The 16411-nt window shown below is 53.1% G+C and carries 21 protein-coding genes and 1 tRNA gene; 11 read left to right on the top strand and 11 right to left on the bottom strand.

What is annotated here, in order from left to right:
• Positions 1-70 precede the first annotated feature (70 nt).
• From minE to minC, 3 genes are all read right to left on the bottom strand, one after another.
• A complete protein-coding gene (minE, locus tag V8L71_RS06800; RefSeq protein ID WP_035564989.1) occupies positions 71-322 on the bottom strand; it encodes a cell division topological specificity factor MinE in 252 nt (83 codons plus the stop codon).
• On the bottom strand, positions 319-1137 hold the full coding sequence (minD, locus tag V8L71_RS06805; RefSeq protein ID WP_290695743.1) for a septum site-determining protein MinD: 819 nt from the start codon (positions 1135-1137) through the stop codon (positions 319-321). The genes minE and minD overlap by 4 nt, the downstream gene beginning before the upstream one ends.
• Positions 1138-1294: 157 nt before the next feature.
• Positions 1295-2044: a septum site-determining protein MinC gene (gene minC, locus V8L71_RS06810; RefSeq protein ID WP_336273606.1), complete on the bottom strand. Its 750-nt coding sequence runs from the start codon at positions 2042-2044 to the stop codon at positions 1295-1297.
• Positions 2045-2238: 194 nt separating this feature from the next.
• Between minC and V8L71_RS06815 the strand changes: the two genes are divergently transcribed.
• A complete protein-coding gene (locus V8L71_RS06815; protein WP_336273607.1) occupies positions 2239-5055 on the top strand; it encodes a DUF349 domain-containing protein in 2817 nt (938 codons plus the stop codon).
• A 100-nt stretch (positions 5056-5155) separates the two neighbouring features.
• Here V8L71_RS06815 and phbB read toward each other — a convergent pair whose 3' ends face one another.
• On the bottom strand, positions 5156-5902 hold the full coding sequence (gene phbB / locus V8L71_RS06820; RefSeq protein WP_336273608.1) for an acetoacetyl-CoA reductase: 747 nt from the start codon (positions 5900-5902) through the stop codon (positions 5156-5158).
• A 271-nt stretch (positions 5903-6173) separates the two neighbouring features.
• Here phbB and V8L71_RS06825 point away from each other — a divergent pair.
• Positions 6174-6250 (top strand) — tRNA-Met (locus tag V8L71_RS06825).
• Between the two features lie 164 nt (positions 6251-6414).
• Here V8L71_RS06825 and V8L71_RS06830 read toward each other — a convergent pair.
• Positions 6415-6690 carry a helix-turn-helix domain-containing protein gene (locus V8L71_RS06830; protein WP_431313166.1) on the bottom strand — a complete coding sequence of 92 codons (276 nt, stop codon included), beginning with the start codon at positions 6688-6690 and terminating at the stop codon, positions 6415-6417.
• Positions 6691-6787: 97 nt separating this feature from the next.
• On the opposite strand from V8L71_RS06830, the gene V8L71_RS06835 reads away from it, so the two are divergent.
• Genes V8L71_RS06835 through V8L71_RS06850 form a run of 4 tightly spaced genes read left to right on the top strand, consistent with a single transcriptional unit; the run spans position 6788 to position 9500 of the window.
• Positions 6788-7027: a hypothetical protein gene (locus V8L71_RS06835; protein ID WP_008958743.1), complete on the top strand. Its 240-nt coding sequence runs from the start codon at positions 6788-6790 to the stop codon at positions 7025-7027.
• On the top strand, positions 7020-8258 hold the full coding sequence (locus tag V8L71_RS06840) for a tyrosine-type recombinase/integrase (RefSeq protein WP_227404221.1): 1239 nt from the start codon (positions 7020-7022) through the stop codon (positions 8256-8258). The genes V8L71_RS06835 and V8L71_RS06840 overlap by 8 nt, the downstream gene beginning before the upstream one ends.
• Positions 8245-9198: a TraI domain-containing protein gene (locus tag V8L71_RS06845; protein ID WP_336273609.1), complete on the top strand. Its 954-nt coding sequence runs from the start codon at positions 8245-8247 to the stop codon at positions 9196-9198. Before V8L71_RS06840 ends, V8L71_RS06845 begins: the two co-directional genes overlap by 14 nt.
• Positions 9198-9500, top strand: coding sequence for a BPSL0761 family protein (locus V8L71_RS06850; RefSeq protein ID WP_336273610.1), 303 nt, complete (start codon positions 9198-9200; stop codon positions 9498-9500). Before V8L71_RS06845 ends, V8L71_RS06850 begins: the two co-directional genes overlap by 1 nt.
• Before the next feature lie 129 nt (positions 9501-9629).
• Here V8L71_RS06850 and V8L71_RS06855 read toward each other — a convergent pair whose 3' ends face one another.
• From V8L71_RS06855 to V8L71_RS06870, 4 genes are read right to left on the bottom strand one after another with little or no spacing between them, the layout of a single operon-like run.
• Positions 9630-10292: a RodZ family helix-turn-helix domain-containing protein gene (locus V8L71_RS06855; protein WP_227404218.1), complete on the bottom strand. Its 663-nt coding sequence runs from the start codon at positions 10290-10292 to the stop codon at positions 9630-9632.
• 31 nt (positions 10293-10323) lie between these two features.
• On the bottom strand, positions 10324-10446 hold the full coding sequence (locus tag V8L71_RS06860) for a hypothetical protein (protein WP_264478602.1): 123 nt from the start codon (positions 10444-10446) through the stop codon (positions 10324-10326).
• A gap of 16 nt (positions 10447-10462) precedes the next feature.
• Positions 10463-11197 (bottom strand): HupE/UreJ family protein, encoded by a 735-nt coding sequence (locus V8L71_RS06865; RefSeq protein ID WP_217352979.1) that lies wholly within the window; start codon positions 11195-11197, stop codon positions 10463-10465.
• A gap of 55 nt (positions 11198-11252) precedes the next feature.
• Complete coding sequence (locus tag V8L71_RS06870) at positions 11253-11618, bottom strand: hypothetical protein (RefSeq protein ID WP_159340888.1); 366 nt, start codon at positions 11616-11618, stop codon at positions 11253-11255.
• 126 nt (positions 11619-11744) lie between these two features.
• On the opposite strand from V8L71_RS06870, the gene V8L71_RS06875 reads away from it, so the two are divergent.
• The 5 genes from V8L71_RS06875 (at position 11745) to V8L71_RS20700 (ending at position 13422) form a co-directional block, all read left to right on the top strand.
• Positions 11745-12020, top strand: coding sequence for a metal-sensing transcriptional repressor (locus V8L71_RS06875; protein ID WP_159340886.1), 276 nt, complete (start codon positions 11745-11747; stop codon positions 12018-12020).
• 40 nt (positions 12021-12060) lie between these two features.
• Positions 12061-12372, top strand: a complete 312-nt coding sequence (locus V8L71_RS20685; protein WP_159340883.1) for a hypothetical protein — start codon at positions 12061-12063, stop codon at positions 12370-12372.
• Positions 12306-12659: an MFS transporter gene (locus V8L71_RS20690; RefSeq protein ID WP_254436443.1), complete on the top strand. Its 354-nt coding sequence runs from the start codon at positions 12306-12308 to the stop codon at positions 12657-12659. Before V8L71_RS20685 ends, V8L71_RS20690 begins: the two co-directional genes overlap by 67 nt.
• Before the next feature lie 93 nt (positions 12660-12752).
• Positions 12753-13055, top strand: a complete 303-nt coding sequence (locus tag V8L71_RS20695) for a hypothetical protein (RefSeq protein ID WP_348534542.1) — start codon at positions 12753-12755, stop codon at positions 13053-13055.
• Positions 13012-13422, top strand: coding sequence for a hypothetical protein (locus tag V8L71_RS20700; RefSeq protein ID WP_348534543.1), 411 nt, complete (start codon positions 13012-13014; stop codon positions 13420-13422). Before V8L71_RS20695 ends, V8L71_RS20700 begins: the two co-directional genes overlap by 44 nt.
• Before the next feature lie 359 nt (positions 13423-13781).
• Here the strand turns inward: V8L71_RS20700 and V8L71_RS06885 are convergent, their stop codons facing one another.
• Together V8L71_RS06885 and lnt are read right to left on the bottom strand one after the other, a co-directional pair.
• Entirely contained in the window at positions 13782-14825 is a 1044-nt protein-coding gene (locus V8L71_RS06885) for a L,D-transpeptidase family protein (protein WP_431313167.1), read from the bottom strand.
• A gap of 53 nt (positions 14826-14878) precedes the next feature.
• Entirely contained in the window at positions 14879-16411 is a 1533-nt protein-coding gene (gene lnt, locus V8L71_RS06890) for an apolipoprotein N-acyltransferase (RefSeq protein ID WP_336273611.1), read from the bottom strand.

Consider the following 16411-nt stretch of genomic DNA (forward strand, 5'->3'; position numbering starts at 1 on the left):
GTAGCACACCCGCCACCCCTTTCGCCGCGTCTTACGCACTTTGATTAGTGATGAAGATCGGCGCTAAAGATCAGCTTTTGGGAAGTGTGACGTTTAGCTCCAGCACCGAACAGTTATCTTCACTGTCGAGTGAAATCTGAATGGCATCGTCATCTACATGCACGTAACGGCGAATCACCTCTAACAGCTCACGCTCAAGCAGCGGCATATAGTCAGGCTGGCCGCGCTGGCTACGCTGATGCGCTACGATAATTTGCAAACGTTCTTTGGCTACCGAGGCGGATTTCCTGCGCTCACGCTTCAAGAACTCCAGCAGTTTCATCGACGACCTCCCCCAAACATGCGGCTCAGCAGGCTTTTACGCTGCACTTCGTGAAAGCGCAACGGCATGTCTTCACCGAGCAGGCGCGATACGGTGTCGCTATAGGCTTGGCCAGCGTCGCTTGAAATATCGTGGGTAACGGGCACGCCTTGGTTCGACGCGCGCAGAACGGCTTCTGACTCGGGAATCAAACCCAGCAGATTAATCGCTAAAATTTCGCGAATGTCGTCCAGCGTTAGCATGTCGCCAGATGTCACTCGCTCGGGATTGTAGCGAGTGACCAGCAGGTGCTCTTTGATGGGGTCTTCGCCTTGCTCGGCGCGACGTGTCTTCGAAGCCAGCAGCCCTAAAATGCGATCCGAATCGCGCACTGAGGATACTTCGGGATTGGTGACGACTATGGCTTCATCAGCAAAATACATGGCCAACTGCGCACCGCGCTCGATGCCAGCAGGTGAATCACACAGTATGTAATCAAAGTCTTCTTTCAGCTTTTCGAGAATTTCCGCGACCCCTTCTTGGGTCAAAGCGTCTTTATCGCGGGTTTGCGAAGCTGGCAAAATGAACAAGTTTTCGACGCGCTTATCACGAATCAGCGCCTGGTTAAGCCCCGCTTCGCCCTGAATCACATTGACTAAGTCATACACTACACGACGCTCGCAACCCATGATCAGGTCGAGATTACGCAAGCCCACATCAAAATCGATCACAACGGTTTTTTTACCGCGCAGGGCAAGGCCTGTAGAAATGGCTGCCGCGCTGGTGGTTTTACCGACCCCTCCTTTACCAGAGGTCACTACAATTATCTTGGCCAAGAGTCACTTCCTTCTTGAAGTCGTTCATCGCGAGCGCAGCTCATTTGGCGCTTTGCGCATAACGGGAACGTCAATGTCATCAACAAGCCATACTGTAACGGATAGCGTCTTCGGCGTCGCTAGGGATGAAGCACCAATGCGCGCTCATAAAAAGACCTTAACCTAATGGCTTAATTTCAAGCTGTTCTTTTGTAAAGTGAACTTCCGCGGGCCGCCCCAGAAGCTGTGAGTCAATATCTTCCAAACGCTTGTAATTACCGGCCACCGAGAGCAATTCGGCTTCCAGCTCCCGGCAGTAAATGCCCGCCTGGGTATTGCCATGAATTCCCGCCAATGCACGGCCCCGCAGGGCGCCGTAAACATGAATACTGCCCGCAGCCAATACTTCCGCGCCTGCATTGACAGCCCCGATAACGACCAGATCCCCCTCAGCAGCGCTTACCTGCTGCCCCGAGCGAACCGTTCCCCGGTAGAGGCGAGTGGCGAGAGCAGGAACCTCTATATCGCTTACTTGAGTGTCTTCACGGGTGACTTCATGCACCGGAGAAGTATCAACGCTTTCGAGCACCCGTGGGCGCCCCTCTTCTACCGGCGGGAACCAACCCAATCCCAGCGCCCAGGCCGATTGACGCACCGGTTCAGTGCCGCCACGCACCGCCACCGGGAGCAGCTTATGATCGCGGCACACGGCACAAATACGCTCTAGGGCTAAGTGCGGTTCATCCAACTTTTCCACGCTGAGCACAACCGGTGTATGCTGGAAGAAAGCAGGCGATTGGGAAAGTTTGCCAGCCAGCTGCTGCCGGATTCGCTCCGGGTCAGCGCTACTTAGCTCCATGACGGTCATCGGCAGCATGCCGCCTTTGAAGGTAAAGGCCACCGCGGCACTATCCACATTAAGGCTCATGGCCGAACTCCCTGTCATGTTCAGATAAGTTAAAGGTAGCGTACTATCACGCATTGTGGTCTAGAAAATAGTCGCTTACCACACCATGCTTATTACAAAATAGTAAGGCCAAGCTAAGCGACAGCGCCGGCGACTGCAACCGCCGTGTGGCTGACTACCGATTTTTTTCACGCTACGCACCAGCAGGATGATCCATGCACGGACTGTTAAGACGCCTGTTCGCACCTCGGTGGCAGCATCCCGACCCCGAAGTACGTCGTCAGGCCCTCCAGCGACTCGACCCTGAACAATCAGAACAGCGCCAGGCGCTGCAGTCGCTCTCTCAAGATCCCGATAGCCAGATACGCCTTGCTGCGCTGCTGGCGTTGGATGACTGCGCAGGCTTAGTCGATGCTTATCCGCATCATCAGCAAAATGAAGCCTGGTTCAATGCGGTTTGCCAACGGCTAAGCGGGCGTGAAGGCCATACCGACCTGCAGCAGCGTCAAGCGCTGGTTGAGCTTATTGAAGAGCCGCGAGTGTTAAACGCGGTGGCCTTACAGGCCGACAATCTAACATTACGCTTAATGGCATTGAGCAAGCTTACTGATGAGAACGACCTGATACATCAGGCCTGCCATAACGGCGTGGCCGCGGTTCGTCACCAGGCTGCTGAGCGCATTGAGGATGAAGAGGGACTCAAACGCTTATTGAAAGAAGCACGTCGTGACCGCCAAGTGGTTCGTTTAGCGCGGGAACGTCTTAACCGTCTACGTAGCGATGCGCAGTGGCTAGAAGCTGAAGCACAGCAGCGTGAAACGCTGCTTAGCCAACTGGAGCAGCATGCCCGCGCGCCGTGGGAGCCGCTTTACGGCGGCCGTTTCCGGCATCTTGAACGGCAATGGGAACAACTCACTCAACCACCAACCGTTGAGCAGGAGCAGCGTTTTCACCAAGCGCTGCTCAATTGCCGCAAAACACTGCACGATCATGAGACTCAAGAGCAGGCTCGCCAACAGAGCGCAGAGCGCCGCGACGAAGCCGAAAACACGCGCGAACAGTTACTTGAAGGAATTGAAGAAACCCTCGACGGCCTACGTCACGCGTCTGCCATGACCGTACAGGACATAGACAGCCTGCGCGCTCAGCGCCAGCTACTCGGCCAACGCTGGCAAACGCTTTCCGATATGCATCCGCCGAGCGACGCTATACGCCAGCGTTATACAGTAGCGATTCAACACTACGATCAATGCCTGGAAGCTTGGCAACGCTGGTGCGCGGTTAGCGCCAATATGGAAACAGCGCTGGCTAATGGTGACCACGCTACCTTGGCGGCACAAGTGAGCGAGTGCCAATGGCCCGACACGTTAACGCCCCCCGCGCTACTGCGCCGTGCCCATGCGGTACTTAGCGACGAAACTACTGCCCCATCGCCTCCGGCGGAAGATCAAGCCACACTCGCGACCTATGCGGGCGAACTCGACTCCTTTGAACACTTGCTAGAGCGTGGCGCCTTCAAAAGCGCCAGCCGTCTTCACCAGCGGCTTAAACCTCGTATCGAAGGGCTAGAAAGCGCTGCCGCTCAACCGCTCAAAACTCGCTTGAAGCACTTAGCAGCACGGCTAGCGGAGTTACGCGATTGGCGTGGATTTGTCGCCGGACCAAAGCGTGAGCAGCTCTGCGTCAGCATCGAAGCGTTAGCCAACGACCTTCACATGGCAGAAGAAGCTCTTGACCGTCACCATCGTCAGTTGGTTAAAGAGTGGAAATCACTAGGTGATGCAGCAGCCAACCGCGAACAGTCTGCTCGTTTTCGCAGCGCCTCGAACCGTATTCATGAGCGTCTCGCTCCTTGGCGGGATCAGCTTAGCAAAGAGCGTGAGACCAACCTTCAAGCCCGCGAAGCGCTGTGCGATCAACTTGAGAGCTTGCTGGCCCAGCCGGCTGAAAACGCCGACCCCGATGTCCTTCGGCAAATTCGCGACAAGGCACGCCACCAATGGCGTCACTACAGCCCGGTACCCCGTGACCGCTCAGAAGCCGTTGGTCGCCGCTTTGGCACTATTCGTCATCAGCTACAGGCGCTAATTGATCAGCGTGCCGACACAATTGCCTCACAGAAACGGGAGCTGATCAGTCAGGTAACTGCACTGCGCAGTGATGACAGCCAGCCGTTGGCGCAACGTATTCACCACACCAAACAGCTACAACATCAGTGGCGAGCGCTCGGGCGAGCCCCAAAAGGCGAAGAGCAAACGTTGTGGCAAACCTTTCGACATGAGTGTGACCAGCTTTTTGCCCAACGCGATGCGCATAAAAATGAGCAAGCGGCACGCCAACAACAGCAGCTTGATGAGATGCAAACGCTCATCGATCAAATGGATAGCTGGCAGCCCATTGAGGCCAGCGAAGCCTCCACGTTGGATAACTTTCTAAACCAGGCCAACCAGCTCGAACCGCTGCCACGCAATCGTCGCAGCGAGGGCATGCAGCGGCGCATGAGCGGCATTGTGCGGGCACGTCGCGAACGCTTAAATCGGCTCGCCGTCGTCAATACGGTTCAGCAGTGGCACGCGATTATGCCGCTAGTGAATGCTCACTTGGCCGCCGACCAGAATTACCTGAGTGAGGGAACTCCCAACGAGGTAGATGCGCAAGAGTTACTCAGCGCCCCCCTTCCGGCGGCCTTTAAAGAGGCACACGCCATCCGCAATCAGCAGCGCCATCGTGTAGCAGTGCCGTTATCTGATAATGACTATGCCAAGCTGGCGGAGTCTCTCGCCCGCTTGAGAGTACATCTCTCTATGCTGGCCATTGGTAGCGTCCGGCAAAGCGATGAGCCGCTGCGACTAGCCATCCAGGTAGAACGCTTGAACGAGGCTTTCAGCCAGGAGCGCAGTCGTGATGAAGAAGTCACCGACATTCTAGCCGCGCTTTTGGCACTGGGACCGATGCCTGCCGCACTATGGGCTGAAGAAGTAGAAGAGTTGGATAACCTGCTAAGCCGCTTGGCAAGAGTTCCCCTGCCTTAACAAATGACGAACACATCAATAACAACGGGAGGCTGAGCGCCTCCCGTTTGCGTTCTCCTCTGAGTCAAGGAGCTAGTGTTTATCAGCCAGTAGCGAACCACTAGCCCATAAACTGACCACCGTTGATATCAATGTTAGCACCGGTAATAAATCCTGATTCCTTGTCGGCTAAGAAAGTAACCAAGCGGCCAATCTCTTCTGGCTTGCCATAGCGCTTCACTGGGATTGTTTCCCGAATGGCTTCGCGCACTTTTTCGGGAATATTCATGATCATATCGGTAGCGATATAACCAGGCGATACAGTATTAACCGTAATCCCCTTGGTCGCCGTTTCCTGTGCCAGCGACATGGTCAAGCCGTGCATGCCGGCTTTCGCTGCCGCGTAGTTCACCTGACCAAACTGCCCCTTACGGCCATTGATGGATGAAATATTGATGATCCGGCCATAGCCATTCTCAAGCATCATCTCAATAACACTACGGCAGGTATTAAAAACACTGTTGAGGTTGGTATCGAGCACTTCGTACCACTGCTCGTAAGACATTTTCTTCAGGGTGCCATCACGGGTAATACCCGCACAGTTCACTAGCACACTGATGGGGCCGTACTTATCATGAATTTCACGGGCACCTTCCAGGCAAGCATTATGGTCAGAAAGGTCGACGCCGGACAATTCGATATTGTTATAGCCGTCAGCACGCTGCGTTTCTAGCCAGGTTTTGGCCTTATCGGGGTTGCGGTAACCCGCAACAACCAAATATCCCGCATCTGCCAACGAACGACAAATTGCCGTACCGATACCACCAGTTCCACCAGTTACCCAGGCGACGGGGGCTTGATTGGTCATTGACTACCTCCCTGAAATGACAAATGGCTTGGGTCTAAAAGCATATAGGTTGTGTCACAAGCCATTGTGAATAAGCGCGGTTGCGCCTGTATTACCCTAGCGCATTACTGGCTTGAGCAATGCACCAACGTAAGCTTTTTGTTATGGCTATCTAAAGCATAGCTGCACTTCTCTCATGTTGCAGCAGGATGCTCGCTACTGCCATAAGCCGAACGTGTTAATACCCCTATTGACTTCATGCGAAATCTCTGTAGAATACGCCACACGTTGATGCGGGGTGGAGCAGTCTGGTAGCTCGTCGGGCTCATAACCCGAAGGTCATCGGTTCAAATCCGGTCCCCGCTACCAATATTTTGAAAGGCAGATCAGTTACTTACTGATCTGCCTTTTTTATTTCTGTTCGTCTGCAAACTTCCTGTGACACATCTGTGACGTATATGTGACACATTCGCTCCGTTGCTTACGTGCGTAATTTATTCTTGCGACCTTCAGTCAACTACTGGCAGTATTAATCAACTCTCATTTTTCTCATGGTTTTTTTGAATTTCTAGCAAATCACCCACCTCACAACTGAAAAGCTTGCATAGCTTATCCAGTGCATCCAGCTCGATTCGCTGAGCGGTTTCTTTATAAAGAAGCGTAACAGTATTGCGGTTAAGACCTGTTTCACGCGCAACATCCACGATCTTCATTTTGTGCTCACCCATCAAGCGCGCGAGATGACAACGAACCATCAAAATCTCCTGTAAATGCTTTTTGTCATCCTGAATGGCAAAAAATGCTTGCAAATGGTATTTTGCTGTCTAAAATGTCATTCAGGATGACATTCTGATACTTGGAATGCCTTTTAGTCACGCAGAATACCACTCCTTCTGGAGGTTTTCGATGGATTCATCTTATACCTATCTCACGACCGAAGAGCTTGCCCAGCGCATCAAGTACGACTGCCGCACTATCCGACAGCAGCTAAAAGACAGCGTCCTTATCGAGGGCACCCACTACATCAAGCCATTTGGCCGACGGAAAATTTTGTTCTTGTGGGAAGCCGTTGAAAAAGAAATGCTGAAAGCCGCTCATGGCAACATTTCGATTCCGATGGCAAATGGAGGCTATAGCCATGGGTAAGGTTCGCCAACGAAAAGAGACGGGTAAGCTCTATCTGGATTTTTTCTACCAAGGCCTGCGGTTACGTGAGCAAACTGCACTGAAAGACACGCCTACTAACAGAAAAAAAGTGGAGCAATTACTGGCAAAGGTAGAAGCAAAGATTTTGCTAGATGATCTCGACTATGCTGAGTTTTTCCCTGGCAGTAAAAATTTGCAGAAGCTGGGGTTAAATAACGCCGCTAAAAACCAAGCTCTTCAACCTGCACAGATCGAGAACACTCAACCGGCTGTGGAGACACCACTCTTCAACGATTTTTCTGATCAGTGGTTCGACGAGAGCAAAATCCAATGGCGTGCCTCTCACGTACGCAATGTGAGTTCGATCTTGGATAGCTCTCTTAAACCAGCGTTTGGGAAAAAACACATCGGAGATATCACCAAGGCGGACATCCTGGCGTTCCGCACCAAACTAGCCAAGCGCAGGGGCCGTGGTGCCACGGGGCTGGTATCGCCTAAAACGATCAACAGCCATATGTCCATTTTGCGTATGGTGCTCGATGAGGCGGCCGAGCGTTTCGACTTTGAGACGCCGTACAAAAACATCAAGCCGTTAAAGCTACAGAAGACGCATATCGAGCCGTTTTCTCTACACGAGGTGCAACGCATCATCGACAATGTACGCCCAGACTATTGCAACTATTACACCGTGCGGTTCTTTACCGGCCTGCGTACTGGTGAAGTCGATGGATTGAAGTGGAAAAACATTGATTTTGCTAAGCGAGAAATCTTAGTACGCGAAACATTGATCAATGGTGAAACGGAATACACCAAGACCGATGGATCGCAACGAGAAATACCCATGTTCGGGCAGGTGTATGACGCCCTCAAAACGCAGTACGCCGCCACTGGGCACATGAGTAAGTACGTGTTCTGCAATCAGATGGGACAGCCGCTTGATCACAATAACGTGACAAAGCGCGTGTGGTACCCCTTACTCAAGTCTCTTGGGCTGACCAAACGCCGTCCTTATCAAACACGCCATACTGCCGCGACACTCTTTTTGGCTTCTGGCGAAAATCCAGAGTGGGTGGCGCGAATGCTGGGCCATAGTTCAACCGAGATGCTGTTCAAGGTTTATTCACGTTACGTCCCCAATGCCACCCGTATGGATGGCTCTGCCTTTGAGCGTTTGTTAGGCAACACCACGCCCACTAAGCCCCAGAAGGAGCAGCATCATGAAACGGCTTGATAACGCCCCTACTCATCTGTCTCGTACCTTCACGGGCACTTATCGCCTTACTGGACGCGTGGTGGAGTTCGACAACGCGAAAACGCCTTTCTTAAAGCTGCGGCTAAGCGATTGTGTGGGGAATCAAATCGCGATGCTCAACTTGAGCAAAACAACAGTACCTGAGCGCATCGGCCATCTGGACTTTGTTACCGCCTCCGGCGTGAAGTGTTTGTCAGGCCAATTCATTCTCGATGAGTTCCGCAGGGCGTCTCGGGATGAAGTGACCTCTATGGATACCCTGCAATCGTTGCCACGGGTGTACTCCCCGATGCCAGAGGCATTCGACAAGTTAATCGCGACCGTACAGTCGCTTCAATCAGACTGCCTTCGAGTGTTTTTGACACGGGTACTGGAACGCAAGGATCGTCTTGAAGCTTTTTTGAATGCGCCCGCCAGCGCCAATTATCACCATGCGTATCCAGGTGGTTTGCTAAAACACTCGCTGGAAGTTGCCAATCACTCAGTGGCTATGCTGCGCCTTAACGAGCCAACCATGCCTCGACTCATGCAGGAAGCCTGTTTCGTGGGAGGACTATTGCACGACATTGGTAAGACATATACTTATGACTCCAAGGGCAAGCCAAATGCCGCCTGGAAACTCTGCAGCCATGACGTGTTTACGCTAGAGGCTTGTGCCTACGGGCTTACATACTTGGATGCACATGAACCCGACATTGCGATGACATTACGCCATGTTTGGACATGTGCTTCGCCAGGCGCTCGCTACGGACAACCCGCAGCAATGACGTTGGCCCGTTATATTCGTGACGCGGATGGGCAAAGCGCGATGGCCGATAACCAACAGCGGGCTTTTCGCCGTCAAACTAACGTGGGATTTGGCCGACTCGGACAAAACCTTTTTTGGCAACCTCAACTACCTGCCGCAGCATCTCATTGATGCCGTCTTCTACTCATCGACTTGAGCCGTCAGCTTTTGGTGTGGCGTTTCTATCAAAGCAAAAGAAAAATTTTATGACCATGCCAAGTGAACGCACGCGCTCGGTCATCCAGACCCGAGAGTTCTTGATCGAGCTAAGCCGTAACACTGACTTTCCAGAAACCATCCGCAGGCAAGCAAAGCAGCTATTAAGGCATTACCCGTCACAGATAGAGATGCTAGACGCTGGCCAACTGGAAGAGCACCTTACTGATGGGACTATATTCCAGCCTATTTTTAGCTCTGTTATTGAGGGACTCTAAAGTGTAGCACTACTCAAGCAGGGGGTGACGTCGCAAGCTGCAAGTTAATCAATTAAGGCCACTAACGAACACTTTACGCTAGTACAAAGTACGCCTCTAGCACTCAAGAGAACACTAGGGGCTAATCCGTTACAGGGCCTTCACTAACTCGCCGTAATCTCCTCCCACACGCAAGACAATGGTCACGTCGTTGTCATTACGGTTGCGGAAGAACCAGCCATGATTGCCGGTGAAAGCAGCTTCAAGCTCACCTTCATCCTCGGGCACGCCACGGCCTTTCTCATAGCTAATGGAGCTCCCATTGCCATCACCGTGCGTGTCAAAGTTGACGGGGCCACCTTCGGAGACCCAGGCAAAGGTAGCAACTGCCCCTTCTTGCATGGTGAGTTTGTACTCCGTGCCTTCCCCTGGCGTCAGGGTAAAGCTCACCTCATCACTCCATGGAGACGCTTCTTCCGCTTGCGCCATCTGGGAAGCGGCTTCCTCGGAAGCCAATGCTTCCGCCAGCGCCACGCTGGCGTCGGTCATCACCCTTTCAGAATCGGCCGGTGAAGGTGCGACTGGATCACTTGCTGAGGGAGAATTGGCTGTTTGGGGAGCGATCTCTGTCTTGGGCGTCGCAGTCTGAGCATCAGCACCGTTTACCGTTGCAGGCTGACTATCACTGACGATCTCTTGAGATGCAGTGGGTTGAGACGCCTGCTGGGCACTGGCTTGATCGTTGGCCTGGTCAAGCTCGGCTTCCTCAGCCAGCTGGGTTTTGATTTCTCCCATCTCAGTCAGCCCCAACATGCGCCCAGCGCCGGTGGGGTCAATGACATACTCAGCAGGGCAGCACGACGGTGATCAGCAAAGCGACGGCAATAACGGCGGCCATCAACGTAGAGCGAAGTAACTTACCCGTTGACGGCAGTTCGGCACGGGTTGGAAGATCAGTGTTATACATCGGGGACTCCCCTTAATTAAGCAATGAAATAGCCGGTCAGTTGATAACCCACCAGCATAAAACCAGCACACATCATGGCGACGTTGGCGGTATACGCGTGGCGTAAGAAGCCAGTAGTACGTCGCCAGAAGCCCATCACAATGAGAATGGCGCTCAATGCCAGTAGCTGGCCGATCTCTACGCCTACGTTGAATGCCAGGAGGTTAGGGACGAGACCATCGGGCGAGATATCGTATTCAATGATCTTGCTCGACAGGCCAAAGCCATGAAACAGACCAAAAACCAACGTGGCTACCTTAGTGTTGGGCTGAAAGCCGAACCAACGCTGATACGCACCGATGTTATCGAGCGCCTTATAAACAACGGAGAGTCCGATGATGGCGTCGATCAGATAGCTATTGATGCCGATATTGAAGTACACCCCTAACAGCATGGTTGCCGAGTGACCGATGGCAAAGAGGCTGACGTAAATGGCGATATGCTGCATTCGGTAGAGGAAAAAGATGATCCCTAACAAAAACAGGATGTGGTCATACCCCGTCACCATGTGCTTGGCACCGAGATACATAAACGAGAGCAGATGAACGCCATAGATCTCCTGGATATAGCCCTTGTCACCTTCAGCCACCGCGTGAGCAAGCGCCTCGCCACTGGCGCCCAGTAGCATTAACAGCAGGGTTAGAAAGGCTAAGGCGTGGCGTCGGTTCATCATAGGCAAGCCGAGCACACCCCTTACTTGGGATGGAAACATGCAACCTCCACGGGTCTGTCGTTAGTCTTGGCCATCCGATGGATGGCCCCAGTCATCAAGCGACGACTGGCCGTGGAGGCCGCTCCAAGCGGTAGACTCGACGCAGGGGAAAAGCGCGTCGTTCGCCTAGCCGCAGGGCATGACGGACGTTGAGTGCGATGGCAATGCTCGCCCCCAACCGGTCCGCTTGTTCGTGGAAGTGACTGCCGCTCTCATGAGGGAGTTGGCGACCGTCTTCATGCATGTGGCCATGGGTATGCCCATGGCCATTCTGCACACTCTCATGGTGAGATGACTCAACGCCAACCATGCTCATTGCGCCATGTGCACTCGCTTCGCCCACACTGGTAAGAAGTAGGCTAGGCAAAAACAGCAATAGCAGGGTCAGATAGCGAAGACGGTGGCGCAGCCGATTGGGCATTTAAAGCGCCCAGGACAAAAATTGACGGTAAAAATGTAAATAACAGTTTGCTTACGCTGTAGCGCCGCGTAGCGGCAATAGATTAACATCCCCTCCAGGGGGATAGGAATAAAATAAGGGAAAGAAATGACAATACATACACACCAGTCACATCCCGATATCATCAAGCGCTTAAACCGGGCTCGGGGGCACCTTTCGAGCGTGACGCAGATGATAGAGGGTGGTCGCCACTGTCTGGAAATTGCCCAGCAGCTTCATGCGGTTGAGAAAGCTATTCAACAGGCCAAACGTGCCTTGGTTTTAGATCATATCGATCACTGTCTAGAGAATGCCTTGGGCTCTCAGGATCAAACGCAGCGGGCGCGGGCTGAAGAGTTCAAGGCCATTGCCCGCTACCTGTAAATACATCCAAGCCCCCCCTCACTTGCTTGAGGAACGCTCTATGCTCGATGTACTCGCCCATCGCGTCTATCGCCATCTCTTTTTCGCTCAGGTCATTGCAATGATTGGCACCGGTCTGACCACCGTTGCCCTAGCGTTACTGGTTCATGATTTTACTGAGGGGCAGGCGGGTGTCGTACTAGGCACAGCGCTGGCGATTAAGATGGTCGCCTACGTGGGCATTGCTCCACTGGTGGTGCTTACGCCTCACGCCTACCTCGACACACGTTGTTGGTTAGCCTCGACTTGCTGCGAGCATCCGTGGTTTGCGCACTGCCTTTCGTTACAGAAGTGTGGCAAATCTATGTGCTGATCTTTCTACTCAATGCTTGCTCAGCAGGCTTCACACCCGTTTTCCAGGCGACAATACCGGACATCCTAGAAAACGAGGAGCAATACACGCGAGCATTATCCCTGTCACGCCTTGCCTACGACTTAGAGAACCTTCTTAGCCCGATGGTGGCAGCAGCATCGCTGATGGTGATGAGTTTTGATGTCCTGTTTGTACTCAACGCCCTGGCGTTCATGATCTCTGCCTCCCTGGTTATATCGGTGATGTTGCCTGAGTCACTATCACTAGAAGAAATTTCCGGCGTTTAGCGTCGCGTTTCTCACGGCATACGGATTTATCTTAAAACACCTCGTCTGCGGGGTCTGTTGGCGTTGAACTTTGCGGTCTCAGCCGCCGGAGCGATGCAGATCGTCAATACGGTAGTGCTTGTTCGCTCTATGTTGGGGCTTGGCGAGAAAGAAGTAGCTTTGGCATTTGCGGCTGCAGGCGGGGGCTCCATGCTGGTGGCCTTACTGCTACCCAAGGTACTGGATCGATTGCCTGAACGACCAGTCATGATGCTTGGTGGCATTATCATGGCGTTCGGTCTCTACTTGAGGCACATCGTTTGCGGGACTTGTCGGGCTATGGTTGCTACTGGGTGCAGGCGCTTCGATGGTCATGCCCCCTGCAGGGCGCTTGCTCAAGCGTTCTTGCCAGCCTGAGGATCGCCCAGTGCTATTTGCTGCCCAATTCTCATTGTCCCACTGTTGCTGGTTGATCACCTATCTGTTGGCAGGCTGGCTGGGGGTAAAACTGGGGCTGACGGGAACGTTCGCTTTGCACGGGACAGTAGCTTTAACGGCGACAGGGCTTGCGATGCTTGCTTGGCATCGTCGAGATACAAGAGAGATTGCGCACGAGCACTCGCCTATACGTCATAGCCATCTTCACTATCACGATGAACACCATCAACACGAGCATGAAGGGTGGGAGGGGCCGGAACCTCATAGCCATTCCCACCATCATCTCAAAAATGTGCATCGGCACATATTTGTCATTGATAACCACTATATACGATGGCCTTCGTGACACATTAAGGCTGACAAATTAATAGATGCCTATTAGGTTAAATCACCACGAGTAATGCCTACTTTACTGCATTCATCACAGAAGCTTCGCAGGGAACATTTTCCTTCTTAGGCTTAGTGTGCTTGAACGTATGGGCCTCTCTGGACAGTGACCAGCTAATTTTTGAATGAAACATGCTCAATCATCGTGTCAATTTAAGGTTTAGAAGGACGGCATCATAGCTGAGTGAGACGGAACGCCTAATCTGGAAAATGCACCTTACGAAAAGCACAAGTTGAAATGAGTCTCCCCATCTTATTAGCAGGGGGCTGCCTTCCCCAACCTGCATGTCAGCGCTCAATGGGCTTTTTGTGTGAATGTCATGATCGTTGAGATGACGTCAAAACCAGTTCTTCATAAATGCCCTCGATAGCCTTCTCTTCGGGGCTGTGACGCTGTGGCTCCTGTTCCGGGTTAGGATGTAGGAGGGTTATAAGCCCGCTGGAGAATGACAGGACGTCGCTGAGCTGCTCGTAATCGACGTTTACGTTATCGACATTGTATTGGTTGAGGCGTGTCACGGTCTCTGAGAGTGCCGCCATACTATGCTCTTCTTCTCCAAGCGGTGGAAATGCCTGTACCAGCGGCTGTCCGTTGTCCCAACCGATTTTAATAGGTTGGTTGATGATATTGACCTGGGTGCCCGCCGGTATGCGGTCAAAAATTGATTCAATATCGTCAGGCAACATGCGTATACAGCCACGGCTTGCACGCATGCCAATGCCATCGGGCTGGTTGGTACCGTGAATCAAATAGCCATCGAAGCCTAAGATAATGGCGTGGTCTCCCAGCGGGTTATCGGGGCCGGGCGGGACAACACTTGGCGCGGTTTCGCCGCGTGCTTCAGCTTCACGTTTTACCGACTCAGGCGGGTACCATGCGGGGTTTTTAATGTTCATGGTGGTCTCGGTCACACCGAGAGGGGTATCAAACCCTTCGCGACCGATGCCGATAGGATAGGTCTCAACGCGCGGTGTCTCACCGGTTTTGACATCTGGGTAGTAGTAAAGCCGCAGCTCGGCAATATTGATTACGATCCCAGTTCGCTCGACATTCGGCAGAATAAAACGTCCGGGAATAGTCACTTCCGTGCCCACCCCTGGAACCCAGATGCTGACCTCTGGATTTGCACGGGTCATCTCCAAATAGCCAAGGTTGTGACGCCTGGCAATATCTATCAAGGTATCGTCGTAATCCTTCACGGTGAAGGTGTCAGCCTCTCCGATAATATTGCCTTCCTCAGGTAGCGGGTAATGCCCCTTGGGCCATTCCGTCTCCTGGGTAGTGGCGGGTTGTGCCGCCATGGCAACAGGGAGCCATGCCAGAGACGAAACCATCACACTCATGATGAAGCCGATCTGCATTGGCCATGGGAGGAGTCTCTTAAGTATTGCTGCGTTATTTACCGAGAGCATCGCTAGGTTCCTTTTTCATCTAATGCGTCGTTTTTTGATCGAGATAAGTTGAGTTGTAATCCGAGCAGCGTCAGCAAGGCAGCGAGTATCCAAGAGGGGCCACTACCGGTGCGTGTGAAAGGAGTTAGGCCCTGCATCGGGGTCACTTTGCCAGTTAAACTGGCCTGTTCAAACTGTGGGGCACGGGCTGTGACGTGACCTTGTGAATCGATGATGGCCGTCACGCCATTACTGGTAGCTCGAAGTAGGTGACGACCATTTTCTAAGGCACGTAGACGCGCCATTTGAAGATGTTGGTGTGGGCCAATGGAACGCCCAAACCACGTATCGTTGGAAACCGTTAATAGCAGCTCGGCATTACGCGCCTGTTGGGCGACGTGGTCGGCGAAAATGATCTCGTAACAGATGGCAGTGCCAATGGTGGTTCCAGCCACGTGTAACGGAGCCTGTCCGTCTGACCCTGGGGTCAGGCGGGGTGCTGGCAAGTCGAAAAAAGCAAGGGTGTCAGCGAGGAGGCTTTGGAATGGCAAATACTCGCCAAAGGGTACTAAGTGCGCTTTCTGGTATTCGCCCTGCACATCATTTAGCCCTATGACGCTGTTATAAGAGCGCCCTTCACTGTCGCGTTGCAAAATGCCGGTCAACAAGGCGGTGTTAGGCCCCAGGTCGGACGCTACTTGCTCCAGTATTCGCTGTGCTTCCTGCTCAAGCATGGGAAGGGCTGCCTCGGGCCAAACGATGAGATCGATGTCCCTTGCTTGCTCTTGTGTCATTGTTGTGTAGATATTGACCGCCTCGCGCTGCCCTTGGGCAGTCCACTTAATGCGCTGATCAAGATTCCCTTGCAGCAATGCCACCTGGATGGGCTTGCCAGCCGGGGTTGTCCATTGGGCAGGCAATAGGAATGGAACGATCCACAAGGCGGCCATTGGGACAAGGAAACCCCAGCGGCGACGCAGTACTTCTACCCCTAACGTACCTGTCAGCGCGGTCATGAGTGACAGCAAGTACACACCACCAACGGGCGCCCATGGGGCTAGTGGAGAATCTATCTGAGAGGTGCCCAGCAATAACCAGGGAAAGCCGGTGAGCAACCAGGTGCGTAGCCATTCGCTCACCACCCACATACCGGCAAAGCTAAGAAAGGCGAACCGTGGCCCCGTGATGCGTCGATAGAGCCCAAAGGGAACTGCAAAGAAGAGCGCCAGGACGCTGACAAAAAGAGTGGTGAGGAGCATCGCCACCAAGGCCCCGGTGCCACTGAAATCGTGAATAGCAACGAAGACCCACGACGTGCCTGAACCGAACAGGCCTACGCCATAACACCACCCACGCAGGGTGGCCATGGCGGGCGTTAGCGATGCTATTTTCCAATAGACCAGTGCTACGCCCACTGGGCCAAGCCACCATAGGGAAAAAGGGGCGGCACTCAAGGTGGTCAGTACCCCAGCGGCTAGCGCTACAACGCAATCTACTATTGGTGAGGAGCGCCCAGCAAAAAGCGTATATTCTTTATCTTTATCGACCAAATCCAT

This window comes from Vreelandella indica, assembly GCF_037070225.1.
In the GTDB taxonomy this organism is placed as follows: domain Bacteria; phylum Pseudomonadota; class Gammaproteobacteria; order Pseudomonadales; family Halomonadaceae; genus Vreelandella; species Vreelandella arctica.

Excerpts from the sequence above, each read along its gene's own strand:
- minE (WP_035564989.1), bottom strand. The coding sequence starts at position 322 with ATGAAACTGCTGGAGTTCTTGAAGCGTGAGCGCAGGAAATCCGCCTCG.
- minC (WP_336273606.1), bottom strand. The coding sequence starts at position 2,044 with ATGAGCCTTAATGTGGATAGTGCCGCGGTGGCCTTTACCTTCAAAGGC.
- V8L71_RS06815 (WP_336273607.1), top strand. The coding sequence starts at position 2,239 with ATGCACGGACTGTTAAGACGCCTGTTCGCACCTCGGTGGCAGCATCCC.
- phbB (WP_336273608.1), bottom strand. The coding sequence starts at position 5,902 with ATGACCAATCAAGCCCCCGTCGCCTGGGTAACTGGTGGAACTGGTGGT.
- V8L71_RS06835 (WP_008958743.1), top strand. The coding sequence starts at position 6,788 with ATGGATTCATCTTATACCTATCTCACGACCGAAGAGCTTGCCCAGCGC.
- V8L71_RS06840 (WP_227404221.1), top strand. The coding sequence starts at position 7,020 with ATGGGTAAGGTTCGCCAACGAAAAGAGACGGGTAAGCTCTATCTGGAT.
- V8L71_RS06845 (WP_336273609.1), top strand. The coding sequence starts at position 8,245 with ATGAAACGGCTTGATAACGCCCCTACTCATCTGTCTCGTACCTTCACG.
- V8L71_RS06850 (WP_336273610.1), top strand. The coding sequence starts at position 9,198 with ATGCCGTCTTCTACTCATCGACTTGAGCCGTCAGCTTTTGGTGTGGCG.
- V8L71_RS06855 (WP_227404218.1), bottom strand. The coding sequence starts at position 10,292 with ATGTTGGGGCTGACTGAGATGGGAGAAATCAAAACCCAGCTGGCTGAG.
- V8L71_RS06860 (WP_264478602.1), bottom strand. The coding sequence starts at position 10,446 with ATGTATAACACTGATCTTCCAACCCGTGCCGAACTGCCGTCAACGGGT.
- V8L71_RS06865 (WP_217352979.1), bottom strand. The coding sequence starts at position 11,197 with ATGTTTCCATCCCAAGTAAGGGGTGTGCTCGGCTTGCCTATGATGAAC.
- V8L71_RS06870 (WP_159340888.1), bottom strand. The coding sequence starts at position 11,618 with ATGCCCAATCGGCTGCGCCACCGTCTTCGCTATCTGACCCTGCTATTG.
- V8L71_RS06875 (WP_159340886.1), top strand. The coding sequence starts at position 11,745 with ATGACAATACATACACACCAGTCACATCCCGATATCATCAAGCGCTTA.
- V8L71_RS20685 (WP_159340883.1), top strand. The coding sequence starts at position 12,061 with ATGCTCGATGTACTCGCCCATCGCGTCTATCGCCATCTCTTTTTCGCT.
- V8L71_RS20695 (WP_348534542.1), top strand. The coding sequence starts at position 12,753 with ATGCAGATCGTCAATACGGTAGTGCTTGTTCGCTCTATGTTGGGGCTT.
- V8L71_RS20700 (WP_348534543.1), top strand. The coding sequence starts at position 13,012 with ATGCCCCCTGCAGGGCGCTTGCTCAAGCGTTCTTGCCAGCCTGAGGAT.
- V8L71_RS06885 (WP_431313167.1), bottom strand. The coding sequence starts at position 14,825 with ATGCAGATCGGCTTCATCATGAGTGTGATGGTTTCGTCTCTGGCATGG.
- lnt (WP_336273611.1), bottom strand. The coding sequence starts at position 16,411 with ATGGATTTGGTCGATAAAGATAAAGAATATACGCTTTTTGCTGGGCGC.